15 protein-coding genes are annotated in these 16144 nt (G+C 63.1%); 9 read left to right on the plus strand and 6 right to left on the minus strand.

Annotation, left to right across the window (positions count from 1 at the left end):
* Positions 1–71 precede the first annotated feature (71 nt).
* From CN933_RS03540 to CN933_RS03555, 4 genes are all read left to right on the plus strand, one after another.
* Positions 72–776 (plus strand): 4Fe-4S dicluster domain-containing protein, encoded by a 705-nt coding sequence (locus CN933_RS03540; protein ID WP_018095267.1) that lies wholly within the window; start codon positions 72–74, stop codon positions 774–776.
* Positions 777–849: 73 nt separating this feature from the next.
* On the plus strand, positions 850–1602 hold the full coding sequence (locus CN933_RS03545) for a phosphodiester glycosidase family protein (protein WP_102761296.1): 753 nt from the start codon (positions 850–852) through the stop codon (positions 1600–1602).
* Between the two features lie 78 nt (positions 1603–1680).
* Complete coding sequence (locus tag CN933_RS03550; RefSeq protein ID WP_018095266.1) at positions 1681–2316, plus strand: helix-turn-helix transcriptional regulator; 636 nt, start codon at positions 1681–1683, stop codon at positions 2314–2316.
* A gap of 27 nt (positions 2317–2343) precedes the next feature.
* A complete protein-coding gene (locus CN933_RS03555; RefSeq protein WP_018095265.1) occupies positions 2344–3486 on the plus strand; it encodes an aminotransferase class I/II-fold pyridoxal phosphate-dependent enzyme in 1143 nt (380 codons plus the stop codon).
* Positions 3487–3538: 52 nt separating this feature from the next.
* On the opposite strand, the gene bmt is transcribed toward CN933_RS03555, so the two are convergent.
* Both bmt and CN933_RS03565 read right to left on the minus strand, forming a co-directional pair.
* The gene (gene bmt, locus CN933_RS03560) at positions 3539–4552 is read right to left on the minus strand and encodes a betaine--homocysteine S-methyltransferase (protein WP_018095264.1); all 1014 of its coding nucleotides are present in this window, start codon (positions 4550–4552) and stop codon (positions 3539–3541) included.
* A gap of 75 nt (positions 4553–4627) precedes the next feature.
* Positions 4628–5476 (minus strand): LysR substrate-binding domain-containing protein, encoded by an 849-nt coding sequence (locus tag CN933_RS03565; RefSeq protein ID WP_018095263.1) that lies wholly within the window; start codon positions 5474–5476, stop codon positions 4628–4630.
* Between the two features lie 97 nt (positions 5477–5573).
* Between CN933_RS03565 and CN933_RS03570 the strand changes: the two genes are divergently transcribed.
* Entirely contained in the window at positions 5574–5981 is a 408-nt protein-coding gene (locus CN933_RS03570; RefSeq protein WP_018095262.1) for a tautomerase family protein, read from the plus strand.
* Between the two features lie 41 nt (positions 5982–6022).
* Here CN933_RS03570 and CN933_RS03575 read toward each other — a convergent pair whose 3' ends face one another.
* From CN933_RS03575 to CN933_RS03585, 3 genes are all read right to left on the minus strand, one after another.
* Complete coding sequence (locus tag CN933_RS03575; RefSeq protein WP_018095261.1) at positions 6023–7069, minus strand: quaternary amine ABC transporter ATP-binding protein; 1047 nt, start codon at positions 7067–7069, stop codon at positions 6023–6025.
* 229 nt (positions 7070–7298) lie between these two features.
* Positions 7299–8297, minus strand: coding sequence for an ABC transporter substrate-binding protein (locus tag CN933_RS03580; protein WP_018095260.1), 999 nt, complete (start codon positions 8295–8297; stop codon positions 7299–7301).
* Positions 8298–8760: 463 nt separating this feature from the next.
* Positions 8761–8904, minus strand: coding sequence for a hypothetical protein (locus CN933_RS03585; protein WP_010969600.1), 144 nt, complete (start codon positions 8902–8904; stop codon positions 8761–8763).
* A gap of 290 nt (positions 8905–9194) precedes the next feature.
* On the opposite strand from CN933_RS03585, the gene CN933_RS03590 reads away from it, so the two are divergent.
* The 3 genes from CN933_RS03590 (at position 9195) to cyaD2 (ending at position 13858) form a co-directional block, all read left to right on the plus strand.
* On the plus strand, positions 9195–10649 hold the full coding sequence (locus CN933_RS03590) for a cobyric acid synthase (RefSeq protein ID WP_018095259.1): 1455 nt from the start codon (positions 9195–9197) through the stop codon (positions 10647–10649).
* A 91-nt stretch (positions 10650–10740) separates the two neighbouring features.
* Positions 10741–11556 (plus strand): alpha/beta fold hydrolase, encoded by an 816-nt coding sequence (locus CN933_RS03595; protein WP_018095258.1) that lies wholly within the window; start codon positions 10741–10743, stop codon positions 11554–11556.
* Between the two features lie 124 nt (positions 11557–11680).
* Complete coding sequence (gene cyaD2 / locus CN933_RS03600) at positions 11681–13858, plus strand: adenylate cyclase CyaD2 (protein ID WP_018095257.1); 2178 nt, start codon at positions 11681–11683, stop codon at positions 13856–13858.
* A gap of 64 nt (positions 13859–13922) precedes the next feature.
* Here the strand turns inward: cyaD2 and CN933_RS03605 are convergent, their stop codons facing one another.
* Positions 13923–14852, minus strand: a complete 930-nt coding sequence (locus CN933_RS03605; RefSeq protein WP_018095256.1) for a FecR family protein — start codon at positions 14850–14852, stop codon at positions 13923–13925.
* Between the two features lie 763 nt (positions 14853–15615).
* On the opposite strand from CN933_RS03605, the gene cobU reads away from it, so the two are divergent.
* On the plus strand, positions 15616–16143 hold the full coding sequence (cobU, locus tag CN933_RS03610) for a bifunctional adenosylcobinamide kinase/adenosylcobinamide-phosphate guanylyltransferase (protein ID WP_018095254.1): 528 nt from the start codon (positions 15616–15618) through the stop codon (positions 16141–16143).
* Position 16144 lies beyond the last annotated feature (1 nt).

Consider the following 16144-nt stretch of genomic DNA (forward strand, 5'->3'; position numbering starts at 1 on the left):
GCGCAGGTGGCCGATATGATACAGAAAGAGGTCTGGCGCCCGCATTACGAAACTCAAGGGCCGAAACCGAAATGACGGCTCCTTACGCATCGGAAAGCGATGTGCTTGAAACCATCCGTGCGGCGCTTGCGCCGCACGGTCTTTTTTTGCGCGGAACCGTGAACTTCGCACCGGGCGAGGGGGCGCCGACGCTCGAAGGAGGCAAGTCCGCGGCGAGCGTCGTGCTGATCGGCAATGTCGGCGGCTCGGTCTGGGAGTCCTTCAGCCGGTGGCGCGAAGGCGAACCGGACGGCGGCGGTGCGGAGCCGCTCGACAAGTGGTCGAAGCAGGTCATCCGCCCGGCGGCTGCGGCAGCAGGCGCCTCGGCGTATTTTCCATCCGATCCCCCTTGGCAGCCCTTCCAGCAATGGGCAATGCGTGCCGAGGGGCTGAAGCCGTCGCCGCTCGGCATCCTCATTCATCCGCGCTACGGCCTATGGCACGGCTATCGCGGCGCGCTGGGCTTCGATCGAGCCATGCCGGTGACGGGCGAGCCGGCGGGTGGCCACCCCTGCGAACGCTGTATTGGACGGCCCTGCCTTTCTGGCTGCCCGGCGGACGCCTTGGCAGGCGCTACGTTCGATATGGGGCGCTGTCGCGCGCATCTGAGAACCGGAGAAGGGGTGACCGGCTGCCTTGCTCACGGCTGTCTGTCCCGCGATGCCTGCCCGGTGGGGTGCGACTATCGCTATCCGGCGGGGCAATTGCGTTTCCATATGGCGGCGATCGAGCTTTAATCAGCGCGCGCCCGCATAAATCCGCTGCAATCCATGCGATGCTACGTCGTATGATTCCCTCCGGGTCTGTTCGATGCCGCTGTTTACAAGAGCCTTCATCGCCGGCGCCGCCCTTCTATGCGCCGGTCTCGCTGCACCCGCATTCGGTGCCTGTCGCGATGTTCTCCATCTCGGCGAAACCTACCTCGCCTGCAGCTTCGACCCGTCGACGAGCGACATAAGGCTCTACAACAAGGATCAGACGGGCATGCCGTTCAGGTCTTTCAGGGCGCTGTCGCTCGAACTTCGTCGTCGCGAACAGTATCTCGTCTTCGCGATGAACGGCGGCATGTACCACGAGGACCTCGCTCCGGTCGGGCTGCATGTGGAGGAGGGTGCGGAGCTGGCGCCGCTCAATAGAAATCCGGGTTGGGGCAACTTTCACATGCTGCCGAACGGCGTCTTTTATGTCGGCGATGGCATGGCCGGGGTCATGGCGGCGGAAGCCTATCGCCTTGCCGGCATCGAGCCGCGTTTCGCGACGCAATCCGGTCCGATGCTCGTCATCAATGGTGCGCTGCATCCCCGTTTCCTGCCGGATAGTGACAGCCTCAAGACCCGCAATGGCGTCGGGGTGACGAACAGCGGGAAGGTGGTCTTCGCCGTGTCGAAACGGCCGGTGCGCTTTCACGATTTCGCGACCTTGTTTCGCGACGCGCTCGATTGCCCCAATGCGCTCTTTCTCGACGGAACGATCTCGAGCCTTTATGCGCCGGAGATCAATCGGCACGACCGGCTGTTTCCGCTCGGCCCCATCATCGCTGTCGTCGCGGCGTTTCCGCGCTGACTTCTCGATCCGTCGATCCGCGATTATGAATAAAAAGTACAATCTTGACAAAACGTATAAATCGTTTCAGATGCACGCATGAATATAGAACCGGGCATTCCCACCTGTCTTGCTGTGCACGCGCCCTCGGCCGCGGCGATAAGCGCGTTGCTTTACCCGCATGCGGAGGTCGTTCTGCACGATCTGTCCACCGGCAAGATTGCGGCTCTCTGGAACGCCTTTTCCGGTCGCACCGCGGCGACCGACTCCCTCATCGAGGATGGCCTCGACGGCATGGCTGAGGGCGCCTGCGTGCTCGGCCCTTATGAGAAGACGGGCGCGGACGGACGGCGGCTGAAATCGGTCTCGGCGGTGCTTCGCAACAATGAGGGACATGCCGTCGGGCTGCTCTGCATCAATCTCGATGTCTCACGAATCGACGACGCCGTGAGGCTGCTCGCGGCCTTTGCCGGCACGCCGGAACCACGGCCGCCGGCATTGTTTTCGCGCGATTGGCGCGAGGAGATCAATGCAGCGCTGCACGCTTGGCTAAAGGTGAGAGGCCTTGCGCTTTCCGCCTTGAAGCGCCCGGATCGCGTGGCACTGGTTGCGGCACTCGAAGAGCAGGGGCTCTTCAAGACCCGCAATGCGGTCGACCATCTGGCGAGCCTGATCGGCACCTCGCGCGCATCCATCTACAACTACCTTTCGGCCGCGCGCGAAGGCGCCGCCTGAATCTCGCGTTCAAAGGAAAGAACGACCATGACGACTTTGCCGGCCTTTCGCCTCGAGACGCATTTCTCGCGCTGGGAGTTCACGGCGCGCCACCACATGACCGCGAGCGACAGCGAAACCATGTCGATGGCGGAGTTGCTTTCCTGCGCCGACGACGCCGATCGCGACGCGTGGGAGCGGCTGACGCTCGGCTATACCGAGACCCATGGCGCTCCGGCGCTCCGCAAGGCGATCGCCGCGACCTATGAGGGGCTTGAGCCGGAAGATATCCTCTGCTTCGCCGGTGCCGAGGAAGGGCTCTACTGTGCCATGCTGGCTGCGCTCGGTCCCGAGGACCATGCCATCGTCACCGTGCCCAATTACCAGTCGATGGAAACGCTTCCGGTCACGCTCGCCGCGTCGGTGAGCGGCGTTGCACTCCCTCCCGAGAACAAGTGGCAGATCGATATCGCCGATGTCCGGGCGGCGCTGCAGCCGAACACGAAGCTGATCGCGGTCAATTTCCCCAATAACCCGACGGGTGCTGTCGCCGAGCCGTCGATCTTTCGCGCGCTCGCGGCGCTCTGCGCCGAGCGCGGCATTCATCTTTTCAGCGATGAGGTCTATCGAGGACTGGAGCGCGATGAGGAGAAGCGCCTGCCGCAGGCGGCCGAACTCTTCGATCGCGGTATCTCGCTCAACGTCATGTCCAAGGCCTATGGCCTTCCAGGTGTTCGGATCGGCTGGATCGCCTGCCGCGATCGCGCGCTTCTCCAGCGCATGGAAGGCATGAAGCACTACCTCTCCATCTGCAACTCCCGGCCATCGGAGGTACTGGCGACAATCGCGCTCAAATCGCGCCATCGGATACTTGAACGCAATCGCGCGCTCTGCACGCGAAATCTCGAGAAACTCGGAGCCTTCTTCGCCGAGTTCGCAGATCTCTACGAGTGGCAGGCGCCGGATGGCGGCTGCGTCGGCTTCGCCCGCTATCGCGGGGCAGACGGCGTGGAGGAACATTGCCGGCGGCTTGTCGAGGAATCAGGCGTGCTGTTGCTTCCGTCGAGCCTTTTCGTCTCCGATCTACTGCCGGTCCCGCAGGATCGCTTCCGCGTCGGATTCGGCCGCAGGAACATCGAAGAGGGGCTCGAAGCCTGGCGCCATCACCTGCTGCGGGCGCGCGTGAGGTGATCGGCGGTGGGGACCGTAGCTCCGGCTTTGCCGCCGGAGCTCCGGCATGACCTTAGGCGCGCCGACGGCGCTCTCGGGCCGGGGCGGCGGGACCTTCATTTGCCGATTTGTTCCGCAACGGACCGATTTTCTCGACGATCGTATCGAGCGTGGGGCGTTCACCCCTGGTGTGATTGTCGATCGCGAGCCGCATCGCGGCCAGATGGTTGCAGGAGGTGCCGCAACAGCCGCCGATGATCCTGGCGCCGGCGTCGACGGCCAACCGGGCATATTCGGCCATCAGCGGCGGAGTGCCGGAATAGTGGATCTCCGAGCCGCGGAATTCGGGAATGCCGCAATTGCCCTTGACGACGATTGTCGCCTCCGGGCTGGCAGCCGTCATATCGAGCAGCGAGGAAAGAATGTCGGACGCCCCGACGCCGCAATTCGCGCCGACGGCAACCGGACCGTCGCCGATATCGGCGGCGACGCCGTGAATGTCTTTCGGGTGCAGGCCCATCATCGTCTTGCCGGCGGTGTCGAAGGAACCGGTGTAGACATAGGGAAGGCCGACCTTCGCCGCGGCTTCGGCGGCCGCACGAATTTCGTCCGGAGAGGACATGGTCTCGATCCAGGCGACCTCCGCGCCGCCGGCTTTCAGGCCCTCGATCTGTTCGACAAAGGCCGCGACCGCGTCTTCATAGGAGAGGGTGCCGAGCGGTATCAGCAGCTCGCCCGTTGGGCCTACGGATCCGGCCGTGATGACCTTTCGCGGCGCCTGGTCGGCGACGGCGCGCGCGATTTCTGCGGCCCGCTTGTTGAGCTGGTGGACCCGGTCTTCGGCCTGATGAAGCTTCAGTCGGTGGCGTGTGCCGCCAAAGGAATTGGTGAGAATGATGTCGGCGCCGGCATCCACGAAGTCCTGATGCAGCTTGGTGACGTTGTCCGGTTTCGTCTCGTTCCACATCTCCGGTGCTTCGCCCGCTTCGAGCCCCATGGCGAAGAGCGACGTGCCTGTGGCGCCATCGGCAAGCAGAACGCCCTTCTGGGCGAGGAGATCGGAAAGAGCATGGGCTGCAACGGACATCGGATTTTCCCGGCTGAATGGAACTGCAATAAGATATAAAGATATCTTTATGTGTTGGCAACAGAATTGCGCCGATCAACGCGGCAATTCGTTCGCAAGCAGCGCAGCCAGATCGGTTGCGGGCTTCTCTGCCCGGGCGTGCAGACGCAGGCTGAATTCGGCCGGGGGCAGGGATGGCAAGCCGAGATGGACAGGAGCGCGCTCGATGCCGGTGCCGAGGAATCTTTCCGTCCGGGTCGTAACGGCGATGCCGCTCAAAACGGCGGCGCGCAGGCCCGACAGGCTGGGGCTCGTTGCCGCGATCCGAAAGCGGCGGCCGGTTCTCTCGAGGGCCGATATGGCGGCGGCGCGGAAGCCGCAAGGTGGGTCGAGTACGGCGAGGGGCAGTTCCTCTTCTTCCGCTGCCAAGCCCCTGTCGGAGCAGAGCCAAAGCATCTGTTCGCGCAGCACGAGCAATTCGTCATCTGCAGCCGCCTGTCGCATGGCCAGCAAAATGTCGATCTGGTTCTGATCGAAGGCGGCCGTCAATTCTTTCGACCGCCCGATCCTCAAATCCAGGCGAATGCGTGGATGGGAACGCGCGAAGCGGCGCAGCAGTCCGGGCAGCATCGTATCGGCAAAGTCCTGAGTGCTGCCGAGGGAGATCCGTCCGTCGGCGCGCGCGCCCCTCAGGCTGAGCCAGGCGTCGCGATGCGCATCCAAAATACGCCGGGCATGGGCGGCGAGCTCCTCTCCCACGGGCGTGAGCACGCGTCCGCGTCCGGCGGGCGCAAGAAGGCGCTCGCCGACCAGCGCTTCCAGCCGCTGCATTTGCGCCGTCACGGCGGAGGGCGAACGGTTGACGGCGGTTGCCGCTCTTGCAAGCGAACCGCCCTCGGCGAAGGCGAGAAAAGTGCGCAGCAGCTCGGGATCGATCGGATTCATACTTCAATTTTACAGAAGTGTATCTGCAAAACAATTCGATTTTGTTGATGTGGCGACGATGGCAAATTGACGAGGTGTTTCGAAGAAAGGAACTGTGATGCCCATCATCAACATCAGCGTTACCGGACAGCCGGAGCCGGAGCTTTCGGCGAAAATAGCAACAAAGGTGAGCGACCTCACGCAGTCGCATCTTCGCAAGGACCCCTCGGTGACGGCGGTCGTCGTTAGCTACGTCGATCCGCGGCATTGGTTCGCGGGCGGAAAGTCGCTTGCATCGCAGCAGACCAGCAGTTTCTGGCTCGACATCAAGGTTGTCGACGGCACCAATACGAAGCAGGAACTTGGTGCCTATGTCGAAGCGATCTTTGCGGCGTTCGAGGATATTCTCGGGATGGTCCATCCCGAAAGCTACGTGCTCGTGCATGAGGTACCGGCGGCAGCCTATGGCTATGGCGGCAAGACGCAGGAGTTCCGGTACATCAGCGGAAGGCTGGGGGTCACTTGACTATCTGCTGTTGAGGGCGCCCATGGGCGCCCTCAAAGCCATCAAGCCGCCTGCCGGTCGGTATGCTGCACGGGCGTCACCATGGCGGAGATGATCATCTGCAGGTCGATCGCACCGATCGGGCGACCGTTGCCGTCGACGACATGCGCGTTGCTTATTTGCGCGCCGGTCATGGTGCGGGCAGCCGCTTCGAGCACGGTGCCTACGGCGAGCGGCAGGCCTTCCGGGTTTCCGGAGAGCGGCCGCATGATCGTCTCCACGTTGACCACCCGCCCGCGGTTCACTTCCTTCACAAAGGCCGTGATGTAGTCGTCGGCTGGCGAGAGCACGATTTCCTGGCCGGTTCCCTGCTGCACGACGCGGCCGTCGCGCAGGATGGCGATCTTGTCGCCGAGCCTCAGGGCCTCGTCGAGATCATGGGTGATGAAGACCACCGTCTTCTTCAACTCCTTCTGCAGTTCGAGCAGGACCGACTGCATGTCGACGCGTATCAGCGGATCGAGTGCCGAATAGGCCTCGTCCATCAGCAGGATGTCGGCGTCGTTCGTAAGCGCGCGGGCAAGGCCGACGCGCTGCTGCATGCCGCCGGAAAGCTGGTTCGGATAGTGCTGCTCGAAGCCTTGAAGGCCGACGCGCTCGATCCAGCCAAGCGCACGCTTTTCGCTCTCGCGCCGATCGACACCCTGTATCTCAAGACCGTAGATGGTGTTTTCGAGAACCGTGCGATGCGGCAGCAGTGCGAACTTCTGGAAGACCATCGCCGTCTTGTGGCGGCGGAATGCGCGAAGGTCGTTCTCGTTCATCTTGCAGACGTCGACGCCGTCGTAGAGGACTTCGCCCGAGGTCGGATCGATCAGCCGGTTGATGTGCCGGATCAGCGTCGATTTGCCGGACCCCGAGAGCCCCATCACGACCGTTATGCAGCCGCCCGGCATGGAAATGTTGATGTCCTGCAGTCCGAGCACGTGGCCGTGCTTTTCGTTGAGTTCGGCCTTACCCATCCCGTTCTCGACGAGTTTGACGTAATCCTCTCCGCGCGGGCCGAAAATCTTGTAGAGGTTCTTCACCTCGATTGCGTGACTAGCCATGGACAACCTTTCCCCTTCTCTTGGCTTGGAGCTTTTACGCCGACTGCGTTTTCGTGGCGCTTCCCGCTCCTTGCATCAGAACTGTGACAGCGGAACACGCCGACCGCTTTACTGTTTGCGACGCAGGCGCGGCTCGTGCGTCGCGCATCAGGCAGCCGCATCCTCGAATGGGCGCTGGAATCCATCACCTTCACGATTTCGCGCCGATCCGACCGAAGATCACAGTGATCTAGAGCGCGGCCTTCACCTTTTCGGCGACCTCCGGGCCTACCCACTGCGTCCATATCTCCTGGAAGTTTTCGAGGAAGTAGCGGGCGGCGCTTTCGTTCGTCCCCCGGTTCTGATCCATCCAAGCCAGAACTTTGTTTACCGTCGCGTTTTCCCATTGCCGCGCCTGGACGTAGTCCATGGCGCTGCCTGCTCGATCGGCAAAGGACTTGGTCACCACGGTATAGACGTCCGAGACCGGATAGGAGTTTACCTTTGGGGTCGGGCAATTCGGGGCGGCAGTGCAGGAGTCCCATTCCGCCTTGTCGTGATCCACGCCGAAAGACAGCAAGGTCATCTCGTACTTGCCGAGCAAGGCGGTCGGAGCCCAATAATAGCCGAGCCAGCCGGTCTTCTTCTCGAATGCATCGGCGATCGACGCGTCAAGCCCGGCAGCGGAACCGGGATCGATCAGCTGGAAGCCGGCCTTGTCCGCTTCGAGAGCCTTGTAGAGGTTGGCGGTGGAGAACCGGCAATTCCATGTTGAAGGACAATTGTGGACCGCTCCCTTTGCGGGGTTCTCATGAGAAGGGAAGAGTTCCGGGCGCTTCAACGCGTCCTGCACCGTTCGAATGTCCGGGTGCGCGTCGGCGATGAACTTCGGAATCCACCAGCCCTCTACCCCACCTTCGCTCAAGATTCTGGCGCCTTCGACGAGGCGGCCTTCCTTGATTGCGGCATCGAAAGGCGTGCGTACGGAGTTGATCCACAGTTCCGGCACCAGGTCGGGCTCCGCCTTCTCGTTCATCGAGGTAAAGGTCAGCATCGTGTCGCCAGCGACGAGCTTCACGCTGCATCCATAGCCGGTTTCCAGAATGAACTTGTCCACGTGAGCCGCGACGCCCGCCGATGCCCAGTCCATCTCGGCGATGCTGACGCCGCCACATTCGGCAGCACCGGAAGGGCCCGCCAGAGACCATATGCCCGCCGTGAGGATGAGGGTAGCAAGGAGTTTTTTCATGTCCGTCGACACCTTCACGTCACTGCGGCCACACATGGTGGATGGAGCGCCGCCCAATCGCTCCCGCGCGCTGAAGCTGCCAGCCCACTTCGTTGTCATTGCGGCAAGCCTAAGTGTTCGCGTCGAGAAATCAACCTTTTCGATCCGGCGCCGGTCGCCGGCGGCATATTGCGCCGCGAGGAGCTCGCGGTACCGAGGACGCGAACGGCGAAATCGCCGAAATTCACCTTTGGTTAAGGCCTCAATAACGATCCGGTAAGGTTGTGGGGATAATTGTCTGCCTGCGGCGGGCGACTGCCGCAGGTCCGGATCAGGTAGTGCGTACCGGACCCGATATTCAGCGGAACGATCTGATCGCCGCACCCTTCCATTCCAACGGTTGGGTGCGGCTTTTGCATTTCAGGGCGGGAATCGTGAAGCAGCCGCCCCGAAAAGGGGGCGGCTTCGAACGCGACGTGGCGCTTTATCCGACGTTGGACGTGCGGATGAGGCCGAGTGGGCCGACCGGCGCTTCCGCGACTACATTACGGACGCGGGACTGGCCGTTCGGCGCCTTGGAGTTCCAGGCGATCTGAACGAAGTTGGGTTTGCCGAAAACGAACAGCATGACTTTCTACCTTGGGAGACCGGGCAATTTTCCGGCGGGGTTTCGATGGCGCGGATATAGGCTCTTGCCGCGACGGCTTGAATGCCAGGCTCGGCACCGCATGTCGCAATTGAGCTAGCTCGCGAGAATTTTCAGATCCTGAAAAATAAACCGCACACAGGTTTCATCCTCCCGCCCCAGAACGCTTGAAGAAGGCCGGAAACGCACCGCGACCGCCGGTGACGCAATCACGGCGGAATCGCGTCGGGACGGAGCTTTGCGGCAGGCGCTTTCGATGCTACGGGAAAGGCATGACACGCAAGATCATGCTGCAGGGAACCGGCTCGGATGTCGGAAAATCGGTACTGGTGGCGGGCCTCTGCCGGCTCGCATCCAATCATGGCCTCAGCGTAAAACCGTTCAAGCCCCAGAACATGTCGAACAATGCCGCCGTTGCTGACGACGGCGGCGAGATCGGCCGTGCGCAATGGCTCCAGGCGCTTGCCGCACGCGTGCCGTCCTCCGTGCATATGAACCCGGTGCTCCTGAAGCCGCAATCGGACGTGGGCAGCCAGATCGTCGTCCAGGGCAAGGTGGCCGGCCAGGCCAAGGGGAGGGACTACCAGGCTCTCAAGCCAAGGCTCCTCGGCTCTGTCATGGAGAGTTTCGAGCAGGTGTCAGCCGGCGCCGATCTCGTGATCGTCGAAGGCGCCGGTTCGCCGGCCGAGATCAACCTGCGCGCCGGCGACATCGCCAATATGGGCTTTGCCACCCGCGCTGACGTACCCGTCGTTCTCGTCGGCGATATCGACCGCGGTGGTGTTATCGCGTCCCTGGTCGGCACGCATGCGATCCTGCCGGAGAACGACCGGCGCATGGTCACCGGCTACCTCATCAACAAATTCCGCGGCGATGTTACGCTCTTCGACGACGGCATCGCATCGGTCCGCCAGTTTACCGGCTGGCCTTGCTTCGGCGTCGTGCCCTGGCTGAAAAGTGCCGGGCGGCTGCCTGCCGAAGACTCCGTCGTTCTCGAGAGGCTGACGCGGGGCGGCGGCAAGGCGCTGAAGGTCGCGGTCCCCGTCCTGTCGCGGATCGCCAATTTCGACGATCTCGATCCCCTGGCCGCGGAGCCGGACGTGGACATCGTCTTCGTTCGGCCGGGGGCGCCGCTTCCAGACGATGCGGGCCTCATCGTCATACCCGGCTCGAAGTCCACCATTGCCGATCTCGAGGATTTCCGCAGGCAGGGCTGGGACCGGGACCTCGACCGGCATATGCGCCGCGGTGGGCGGGTCGTCGGTATCTGCGGCGGCTATCAGATGCTCGGAAGCCGGGTTACCGATCCGCTCGGTATCGAGGGCGGCAAGCGCGCGATTGAGGGGCTGGGGCTGCTTTCCGTCGAGACGGAGATGGCTCCGGAAAAGACGGTTCGCAACAGCCGCGCCTGGTCGCGAGAATACGACGTCGCGCTCGAAGGCTACGAAATCCATCTCGGCAAGACGACCGGCGCCGATTGCAGCCGCGCGCCGGTCGAGATCGACGGCCGCCCGGATGGAGCGATGTCGGCGGACGGCCGCGTGATGGGCACCTATCTGCACGGTCTTTTCGCAAGCGACGCCTACCGTTCCGCGTTGCTCAGGAGCTTCGGTATCGAAGGCGGGGGAGGCAATTACCGCCAGTCGGTGGATGCGGCTCTCGACGAGATTGCCGGGGAACTCGAAGCGGTACTCGATCGGGCATGGCTCGGCACGCTTTTGGGGTAGGGCCGGCCGGACGAGGCGTGCCTTTTTGGCATTTCTCGCCCGGACCGTATCGTGTCGGAAGCGCAGAAAACGGCTCGTTGAAAGGATCGAAATGCAGCAATACGACGACGATCTTCGGCAGTTCGAAGCCCAGGGCGCACCGGCTCTGCCTCCGGCCGCGGAGCAGGGCTATGTGGAGCGCGATGGCGCCCGGATATGGTATTCGACATATGGCGCGGGAGCACCGGTGGTCCTGTTGCACGGCGGCCTCGGCCACAGCGGCAATTGGGGCTATCAGCTTGCGCCGCTTCTTGAGGCCGGCCGTCGCGTCGTGCTCATCGACAGCCGCGGACATGGGCGCAGCACGCGCGATGAGCGGCCCTACAGCTACGAAGTGATGGCGTCCGACGTCCTTGCCGTCACCGACATGCTGAAGCTTCAGAAATTCGCCGTGGTGGGCTGGAGCGACGGGGCGTGCATCGGCCTCGTGCTTGCGAGCGCGGCTCCAACGCGCGTTGCCGGCGTCTTCTTCTTCGGCTGCAACATGGACCCGAGCGGCGCGACAGAATTCGAGGCCACTCCGGTTATCGACCGTTGCTTCGCCCGGCACCGGAAGGACTATGCCGAATTGTCGGCGACGCCTGATGAGTTCGATGACTTCGTCTCGGCCGTCAGCGAGATGATGAGTACGCAACCCAATTATTCGGCGGGCGACCTCGCCGGCATCCGAGTGCCGGTCGCGATCGTGCAGGCCGAGAACGACGAGTTCATAAAGAGAGAGCACGCCCAATATCTCGCGCGGAGCATTCCCGCAGCCGAATTGATCACGCTTGAACACGTCAGCCACTTTGCGCCGCTGCAGAGGCCCGACGTGTTCAACGGCGCCATGCTTGCATTTCTCGACAAGGTGCTTCCAACCAGGACCTGAGGCTTTACACCCGTCGTCACGTTCTCCGTTGCATACGCCTTGCGAAAAATGCAGCATGGTTTTCGGGTAGGACGACCTCTTCGCCGCTGTGCATGGCGACGGCGTCCGGGCGAAGGGCGCTGCCATGGCACGCACGCAGCTAATAGGGGTCATTATCGGCCTGGTGATCGTCGCGGCGCTCACCGTGCTGCGTGCAAGCGATCCGCCGCTTTTGCGTCTCGCCCGAGATCTCACTTTCGACGAGTATCAGCGCCTGGCGCCGCGCAGCTTCGAGGACGTTCCGGTTCGCGTCGTCGACATCGACGAGGCGTCGCTGAAAGAGTTCGGCCAGTGGCCGTGGCCGCGCGACCGCGTTGCCGCACTGGTCGACCGGCTCTCGGAAATGGGGGCGGCGGTGATAGCCTTCGACATCCTGTTCTCCGAACCCGACCGTCTTTCGCCGCGCAGCGTCATGCGCGATGTCGCCGGGGTCGATCCGGCGCTCCTTGAGCGGCTGCCGGACAATGACGAGATACTCTCCCGATCGATCGCCGACCGGCCGGTCGTGCTCGGTTTCGGCCTTTCCAACGCAGGCAACTACCGGCCGCCGGTGAAAGCGGGTTTCGCCTTCACCGGCGAAAGTCCGCTCGATGCGCCGCCGCGGCTTACGGCTGCGACTCCTTTGAGGCCACAACTCGAAGCCAGTGCCGTGGGCCTGGGCCATATCAGCCTCAATCCCGGCAGGCCGTCGGCCGTTGTGCGCGCCGTCCCGCTGCTGTTGAGCGATGGCGAGCAACTCTATCCGAACCTGGCCCTCGAAGCGCTGCGTGTGGCTCAGGGCGCTTCCACCTACATCGTAGCGGGTGCTCCGGATGCGCCTGATACCATCACGCTGATCAAGGTCGGCGAATTCGTGGTGCCGGTGACCGCGGCGGGCGAACTCTGGCTCTATGTCAGTCCCGATCGCGGTGAAAGATATGTCTCTGCCGGCCGGGTGCTGGCGCCCGGCGGAGTTTCCGCAGAGACGAGGGCAGCGATCCAAGGCAGTATCGTATTCGTGGGCACGTCGGCAGCAGGCCTGCAGGACATCCGCACCACGGCTCTTGGACACAACGTGCCCGGCGTGTCGCTGCACGCGCAGACTGTCGAGCAGGTTCTCTCGGGCCGCTTCCTCTCCCGTCCGGATTGGGCGGACGGACTGGAAATCCTTGCGATCGCGGCTGCAGGGAGCCTGCTCGTCCTGCTGACCACCTTCGTCAGCCCGGCCGTCGCGCTTGCCTGCGGCCTTCTGATAACCGCGCTGGCCCTCGCGGCCTCCTGGTCAGCCTTCCTCTATGCAGGCCTGCTGTTCGACCCTCTGGCTCCGATCCTTGCCGGATCGATCACCCATTTTGCGGCAACCGCCTATCGTTTCCTGGTCATAGACCGGGAGCGGCGCGTGGTTCGGCGCGCCTTTGGCCAGTACCTGTCGCCCTCGCTCCTCTATCGCATCGAGCATACGCATGACGCCCTGCGTCTCGGCGGCGACGACCGTGAGTTGACGATCATGTTCGTCGACGTGCGCAACTTCACGGAGATCAGCGAGCGCCTGACGCCGGGAGAGGTGGTCCGGTTTCTCAACACGCTGCTCGACGCGCTGAGCCGCCATGTCATCGCCAATGAAGGCACGCTCGACAAGTTCATCGGCGATTCGATCATGGCGTTCTGGAATGCGCCCGTCGACGTCGCCGATCACCCCGGCAAGGCCATCCGCGCCGCCTTGGCCATGCGCGAGACGCTCGCCCGCCTCAACGAGAGCGACGCCTTCGGCTTCGGGAGCGACCAAAAGGTGGCGATCGGTGTGGGGATCCATACCGGGCTTGCCTGCGTCGGCAATATGGGAGCGGAGATGCACTTCAACTATTCGGCCGTCGGCGACGCGGTCAACGTCGCCGCCCGGATCGAGGCTGCCTGCAAGGACGTCGGCTTCGATATTCTGATATCCGAGACGACGGCGGATCTGGGCGAACGGTGCGCCGTGCTGGAGGCGGGGGCGCTGGCGCTGAAGGGCAAGAGCACGCGAACGCGGGTATTCGCCGTGGTCGGTGACGAGCATATGGCCGCTTCGGCCGAGTTTTCCGAGCTGCAGCGCATTCATGAACAGTTGATCGGGGCGATGCGTTTAAGGTCACGGCCCCGCAGAGAGCTTGTCAATGCCGCAAAGCTCAAGGCTCCGGCTCTTTGCGGGGGATTATCGGATTTTTATCGCCGCATCGGGCGCCGGACAGACCACTTTGCCGGTGATCCTTTGCCGTTCGCAGACGAAGTCAGATCCGCCGAATAGAGAGACCATTTGATCCAACGCACTTCCGGACGGAAAACCGTTACACACTTTTCCTGGAAGTGCTCTAACCGCGGCCGTTCTTTGTGCCTGTGTCCACTTGCCCGTTCTTGCCGCTATCCTGGCCCTTCTTGCCGGTGTCCTGCCCCTTCTTGCCGGTGTCCTGGCCCTTCTTGCCCGTGTCCTGCCCCTTCTTCCCCTTGTCGAGGCCACGCTTGCCCGGCTCGTTGCTGGGCGTCTTGCCCGGGCGGGGCGCCTTTTGCGGGCTTGCTTTTTCGGGCGGCCGCGCCCGTTCCGGCGTGGTCGGCTTGATCTCGATAGCGGCCGAAATACCGCAACTGCCGCTCATGCCGCCGAAGGAGGCAGAAAGTCTTTGGTCGCCCGAAAGAAAGGGCAGGGCCTTCCGGTTTCCGAGTGTCGCCAGTGTGCGGCGACCGGCCTTGTGCGTGTCCGTCATGGTGCCGTCGCGCTTTGCGATCACGCAATCGCAGCGTCGGGTGAGCTGCTGGCATCCCGCCGGGCCGCAGAACCGGGCCGCGCCCTCCAGGAGAACGATCGCCGTCGTTCCGTCGTTGCCGATGTAAAAGTCGAACACGGTTCCGCGTACGCCGATCGTTCCGGCAGGCGTCAAGATCTGATAGGCCGAGTGCTTCGAATTTCCGCTGATCCAACGGAACGTGCCTTTGGCGGCGGCGACGGTGAGTTGCTGCACCGATTTCGAATCGTTGAAGACGAACTTGTCGATGACGACGGAAGAGCCTGCCCCCACCGCCAATTTACTGCCGTCGCGGAACACGAACTGGCCGAGCCCAGATCTGGACGTGCTTATTCGCTCGTCCCGGTGAACAGCGTCCCGCTCCACGAGCGGCCCGCCGCTGCCGGTGACGACCGTCCTGATCCGGACCGCTTCTCCAACCGGTTCGGCGGCAATCGTCGGCATGGAACCGTAAAACGCTGCGGCCAAAGCAGCGATTGCGGCACGACGCAAGTGAAACATCGCACCCTCCACGATGATCTCCTGCGGCCGACGTGGTCCGGGGATCATGAGCGTGAATGATAACCGGATCGACACAATGTCGCCGGACCCCAAGCATTCATTCTTATCATGGCCGGGCCGGAAGTGTCTGCCTACCCGTTCGGGGTAGCCGGCGCGAAAGCGCATTTCTGCCGTAATCGGCGGTCCCAGTGTCGCAGGCCGTCGATTGACTTTGCCGCTGCCGCTTCATAATTAACGCAGTATGGATGGTTCCCTCGTGCCGAGGTGGGGCGAGGGAGTAAATGGGAATGCGACGGGGCGGACCCACGCCGGGCGCCCTTATCGCAGCCGACCCCGCGACTGTAGAACGGTCAGGGTTCGCCATCGGGCATTTCGCCGGATTTCAACGCGCTGCATGGGGCAGTCTCGTGAAGTTTGGCGGCATGTCGGAAAAGCCACTGGCGTGGCATTGCGATGAGCCAGGCAGGACGCCTCTTCTTCTACGAATCGTCCGCCTTTCGCGATGCCGCAAACGCCGGGAAGGCGAGGCGAGCCCGTTCGGTCTTTTGCCGCATCGTTTTTCGGGCCGAGCCGGTTCGTCGAACGTGCGGCCATGAGGATCGTGACGCCCTGAGCCAGGAGACCTGCCATTCGTCAGGGCATTCCGCCCGAGGGGAGATGCTCCCCGATGCCAGCACGGAGGTTGTCGTGGCTCACAGGTCTTCGATCGAACGCGTTCTCGGCGCGCGCCGTTGCCGCTATAGCCTTCTCTAGGGCAGGCGGTATGGACATTTCCAATCTCGGCCCGATCCTCGTGCTTGGCGGCGCGCGTTCGGGAAAATCCACCTTCGCGGAAAAACTCGTCGAGGCCACCGGGTCTCCGATGCACTATCTTGCGACCGGCCGGGCCTTCGACGAGGAGATGCGGGAACGCATCGCCCTTCACCAGGCTACTCGGCAGGGGAAGGGTTGGACCACCCACGAGGAACCGCTCGATCTCGTGGGGCTGCTTCGCCGCATCGATGAGCCCAGCCGGGCTGTCCTCATAGACTGCCTGACCCTGTGGGTGACCAATCTGATGATGGAGGAGCGCGACATGGCCGCCGAATTCGCCGCGCTCGCCGCCTTTCTGCCCGCGGCGCGCTCGCGACTCGTTTTCGTCTCTAACGAGGTCGGTCTCGGGATCGTCCCGGAAAACCGGATGGCGCGCGACTTTCGCGATCACGCCGGCCGGCTCCACCAGATCGTGGCGGAGAAATCCGCAGAAGTTTACTTTGTCGCGGCCGGACTGCCGCTGAAAATGAAGGGTTGAT

The organism is Sinorhizobium sp. M4_45 (assembly GCF_002885915.1).
In the GTDB taxonomy this organism is placed as follows: domain Bacteria; phylum Pseudomonadota; class Alphaproteobacteria; order Rhizobiales; family Rhizobiaceae; genus Sinorhizobium; species Sinorhizobium meliloti_A.